Consider the following 4415-nt stretch of genomic DNA (forward strand, 5'->3'; position numbering starts at 1 on the left):
CCCGAACTCAGAAGTGAAACGCAATCGCGCCGATGGTAGTGTGGGGTCTCCCCATGTGAGAGTAGGTCATCGCCAGACGCCTAACAAACAAAAAAGCCCTAGCTAAATGCTAGGGCTTTTTTGTTTGTCTCGCTTCCAGCGAGCACGACTTAACATGCAGCCCAAAGCTGCTTACGCAGTGCGGGCCCCTCAGCTCGCAGCCAAGCTGCTTCGCGCTACAGCCATCTATCAAGCTGTGCTTGATGAGCAGATGTCTTTCGCCCCCATGTGAGATGGTGCTGTGGAGATATTGAGAATGGCTCAACTCACTTGTCTGGTCAGGTTAAATCTCTGTGCTCCAGAGATTTAACCCGACCAGTATCCTTAATGAAGGTACTCGAGACTTAAGTAGAGAAGCCATCTGAATAAGGTGGCTTTTTTGCGTTAGGGCCTGTGAGATTTGCCTTAATCCAGCTTTGAGTCGGTAGCAGCCGAGTAGCTTGCCGCTGGATATTCGCTTATGGGTGTTTTGCGGCTGAAATAGCCGGCTAATCCCGTTACAATGCTGCTTTTATTTGCAGTGAAAGCTTTAGATGCCAACTCTAGTCCACTCCCTGAAATCTTTGAACACCTTTGGAATCGACTGTTACTGTCGGGAACTCATCAGAGCGAGTTCTACCGCGGAGCTTGTCCAGGCTTGTATGCAGCATAAGGGCGATGAGATCCCTATGTTGATCCTCGGGGGTGGCAGTAATCTATTGCTGCTTGAAGATTATCAAGGGACAGTGATTCAAATCGCTACCAAGGGAATCGATGTCTGTGAGGATCAAGAGCATTTTTATCTAAAGGTTGCCGGCGGTGAAAACTGGCACGATTTGGTCTGCGAAACGCTTAAGCTGGGGATGCCGGGGCTTGAGAATATGGCTCTGATCCCGGGCACGGTTGGTGCAGCGCCCATTCAAAACATAGGCGCCTATGGAATTGAGCTGTGTCAGTTGTGTGACTGGGTCGAGTATCTAGACCTGCAGACCGGCGCGCTAACTCGTCTCGAGGCCGCTGATTGTGATTTTGGCTATCGTGAGTCAATTTTCAAAAATGAGCTCAAGGGTAAGGCTGTGATCACCTCTGTCGGCTTGAAACTGCCTAAAGCCTGGCAGCCGAAACTGAGTTATGGGCCGTTGCAGTCGCTCGCTGAAGAGACTGAGGTGACCGCGACCATGATTTTTGAGCGGGTATGTCAGGTTCGTCAGGAAAAACTGCCGGATCCTGTAGTGCTTGGCAATGCCGGCAGCTTTTTCAAGAATCCTGTGGTTGCTGCTGCCGACTATCTTAAGTTGGCCGAACGCTTTCCTGATTTGGTGGGTTATGCTCAGCAAGATGGAAGGGTTAAGCTGGCCGCAGGCTGGCTTATCGATAAGGCAGGTTTGAAAGGTTTCCAGATGGGAGCAGCCGCAGTTCATGATAAGCAAGCCTTGGTGCTGGTGAATAAAGGCGGCGCTAGCGGTGAAGATGTGGCCAATTTGGCGCGGGAAATTATCCGGCAAGTGCAAGCGCGCTTCGGTGTTGAATTGCAGCCCGAACCGCGAATTTTTGCGGCAACAGGAGAGAGGAGTCTCTGACGATGACCGAACAGTGGAAGCGCAAACGGGAAATATTACAGCTGTTGCAGCAGGGTGAGTTTGTCTCCGGTGAAAGGCTGGCCGAGCAACTGGGTATCAGCCGTATGGCTGTCAGCAAACATATCAGTGCCTTGACCGCTTTTGGGATCGATATCTTCAGCGTGAAAGGCAAAGGCTATAAGTTAACGAGAAGCCTGCATCTTATTGATAAGCCGCGTTTGCTTTCCACTATAGATAACCGTTGTTTCTACTTTGATGAACTCGGTGGTACCAATACATTTCTGCTCAACCATGTCGATGAATTGAGTAATGGCGATCTCTGTATTGCCGAGTACCAATCTGCCGGACGAGGGCGTAGAGGACGCCAGTGGTTGTCGCCCTACGGCAGTCACCTCTATTTCTCTATGTACTGGCAGTTCTCTCAAGGCCTTTCTCAGGCGATGGGCTTGAGTCTGGTGGTTGCCTGTTCACTGGTTAGCGTGTTGGAGTCTTTCGGTATTGCCGGTTTGGGAGTGAAGTGGCCCAACGATATCTATCTCGATGGCCGTAAACTTGCCGGTGTACTGATTGAAATGAGTGGTACTGCCGACAGCGAATGCGATCTGGTGATCGGGATAGGCTTGAATATGGCTATGCCTGCTGAACTGGGTGAACAACTGGACCAACCCTGGAGCGATCTCAGTGGGCTTGAATCTATGCCGAACAAGACTGAATTGACTATCAATCTTCACCAACAGCTATTGAAAGATATTAAGCTGTTTGAGAGTCAGGGATTGGCGGCATTCAGCACCAGGTGGCAGAGTGCTGATATCTTTGCCGGTCAACAGGTCAAACTGCTGCTGGGTGAGCAACAGATTAACGGCCACTACCTTGGAGTGGATGAGCAAGGCGGTGTTATCCTGCAGACAGATATAGGCACACAGCATTTTGTCGGTGGAGAAATAAGCTTACGCAGCGCTTGATTATTTTCGCAGTAGCACTTGATCCATCAGGTGGTCCTGACCCTTTTTCAGAATAAGATGTGCCCGCTCGCGGGTGGGCTCAATATTCAGATTCAGGTTCGGGCCGTTGATGGTGTCCCAGATATTGGCGGCTATATGTTCGGCTTCGGCATCGCTCAGCTTGGCGTAGTGATGAAAATAGGAGCGCTCATTGGCAAACGCCGTATGCCGGAACTGCAAAAATCTGTCTATATACCAATGTTTCAGCAGTGATTCATCGGCATCTACATAGATAGAGAAGTCTACGAAATCAGAGACAAATGGCCGCTTGATGCTCACGGGAGAATCCAGCTCTGTCTGCAGTACATTCAAGCCTTCCAGGATCAAAATATCCGGCTGTCTGACCTGCTGCACTTCGGGAAGCCTGTCGTAACTGATGTGGGAATATAGCGGAGCCTCGACCAATTCGGCGCCTGATTTGATGGCGGCGATAAACTCCACCAAGAGTTTCATATCATAGCTTTCTGGAAATCCCTTACGCTGCAGTAACCCTTTTTGTTTCAGCTCTGCTAAGGGATAAAGAAAACCATCTGTAGTAATCAGATCGACTTTAGGGTGTTCGGGCCAATGGCTCAACAGTGCTTGCAGGATACGGGCTGTGGTGCTTTTCCCCACGGCGACACTGCCGGCAATACTGATAATGTAAGGGCTCTTGGCCGGGGTTTGCCCCAAAAACTCATTTAACACCAAACCTCTTTGCTGCTTGGCGCCAACGATCAAGTTAAGCAGGCGGCTGAGGGGCAGATAGATGTCGGTGACTTCTGTGAGGGAAACCTTTTCGTTTATCCCCCGTAGCTTTTTCAATTCGGTTTCGCTCAGGGTCAAAGGTACCGATTCTCGAAGCTCGGCCCACTGCTGGCGATGAAACGGCATATACAATGCCTGTTGAATTGAGTTGGCTGTTGTCATCTGATTTCCTCTGCTCAGGCAAGGCACAGTACACCATGAATTATTCGTGAACAATAAAAAATCCCAGAGTAGGGTTGAATTCTTTCCCCTGTGTATAAAGAATCATCGGCGCGTGTAAATCCCGCTCTTAATTAGGATGAAAAAGCATCGGTTAGGGCCTTTTTCGAAAAAAAAACTAATTTCCTATTGCACTCGACCCGACATTTACCTAATATCCGCTACCGAAATGAAGTGCCGGCATAGCTCAGTTGGTAGAGCAACTGACTTGTAATCAGTAGGTCCCGAGTTCGACTCTTGGTGCCGGCACCAATTTTATCGGAGGGGTTCCCGAGTGGCCAAAGGGATCAGACTGTAAATCTGACGGCTCCGCCTTCGAAGGTTCGAATCCTTCTCCCTCCACCATTTTCAAGGTAAGTAGGTAGCCTTAAGTTAGGTTGCGCGGGCATCGTATAATGGTATTNTCAAGGTAAGTAGGTAGCCTTAAGTTAGGTTGCGCGGGCATCGTATAATGGTATTACTCCAGCCTTCCAAGCTGATAACGCGGGTTCGATTCCCGCTGCCCGCTCCAAATTTGCATGCTGATATGGCTCAGGTGGTAGAGCGCATCCTTGGTAAGGATGAGGTCGGCAGTTCGAATCTGCCTATCAGCACCAGCCTATCTTAGATTTTACCTCTACCTTTTATAATCTGTTCGATGTCATTCATTTGCATCGGACTTTTTCACTATATATGGTTTCACCACCAGAAAATCTTAGATTGAGGCAATACCATGTCTAAAGCTAAATTTGAACGTAGTAAACCCCACGTTAACGTGGGTACCATTGGCCACGTGGACCATGGTAAAACCACTCTGACTGCTGCTATCTCAACTGTACTGTCTAAGACTTACGGTGGTGAGGCGCGTGAC

4 protein-coding genes, 4 tRNA genes and 1 rRNA gene are annotated in these 4415 nt (G+C 49.3%); 8 read left to right on the top strand and 1 reads right to left on the bottom strand.

The annotated features are described in order from the left end of the window. The 3 genes from rrf to birA form a co-directional block, all read left to right on the top strand. Nucleotides 1-78: ribosomal RNA gene (gene rrf, locus CBE72_RS20660) — 5S ribosomal RNA — on the top strand; the annotation flags it as partial. A gap of 494 nt (nucleotides 79-572) precedes the next feature. Then, complete coding sequence (gene murB, locus CBE72_RS10520) at nucleotides 573-1598, top strand: UDP-N-acetylmuramate dehydrogenase (RefSeq protein ID WP_100143496.1); 1026 nt, start codon at nucleotides 573-575, stop codon at nucleotides 1596-1598. Nucleotides 1599-1600: 2 nt separating this feature from the next. Beyond that, a complete protein-coding gene (gene birA / locus CBE72_RS10525) occupies nucleotides 1601-2560 on the top strand; it encodes a bifunctional biotin--[acetyl-CoA-carboxylase] ligase/biotin operon repressor BirA (RefSeq protein WP_100143497.1) in 960 nt (319 codons plus the stop codon). On the opposite strand, the gene coaA is transcribed toward birA, so the two are convergent. Continuing rightward, complete coding sequence (coaA, locus tag CBE72_RS10530) at nucleotides 2561-3508, bottom strand: type I pantothenate kinase (RefSeq protein WP_039036033.1); 948 nt, start codon at nucleotides 3506-3508, stop codon at nucleotides 2561-2563. A gap of 233 nt (nucleotides 3509-3741) precedes the next feature. On the opposite strand from coaA, the gene CBE72_RS10535 reads away from it, so the two are divergent. The 5 genes from CBE72_RS10535 to CBE72_RS10555 all read left to right on the top strand — a co-directional run. Then, nucleotides 3742-3817, top strand: a tRNA-Thr gene (locus tag CBE72_RS10535). 8 nt (nucleotides 3818-3825) lie between these two features. Beyond that, nucleotides 3826-3910 (top strand) — tRNA-Tyr (locus CBE72_RS10540). 92 nt (nucleotides 3911-4002) lie between these two features. Next, a tRNA-Gly gene (locus CBE72_RS10545) sits at nucleotides 4003-4076 on the top strand. Between the two features lie 9 nt (nucleotides 4077-4085). Next, nucleotides 4086-4161 (top strand) — tRNA-Thr (locus tag CBE72_RS10550). 116 nt (nucleotides 4162-4277) lie between these two features. Then, the coding region (locus CBE72_RS10555) for a GTP-binding protein (protein WP_240613085.1) at nucleotides 4278-4415 on the top strand (138 nt) is incomplete at its 3' end.

It is taken from the genome of Shewanella carassii (genome assembly GCF_002777975.1).
Lineage (GTDB): Bacteria > Pseudomonadota > Gammaproteobacteria > Enterobacterales > Shewanellaceae > Shewanella > Shewanella carassii.

What these genes read in the sequence shown, in the direction of transcription:
- birA (WP_100143497.1), top strand. Translation starts at nt 1,601, where the DNA reads ATGACCGAACAGTGGAAGCGCAAACGGGAAATATTACAGCTGTTGCAG.
- coaA (WP_039036033.1), bottom strand. Translation starts at nt 3,508, where the DNA reads ATGACAACAGCCAACTCAATTCAACAGGCATTGTATATGCCGTTTCAT.
- murB (WP_100143496.1), top strand. Translation starts at nt 573, where the DNA reads ATGCCAACTCTAGTCCACTCCCTGAAATCTTTGAACACCTTTGGAATC.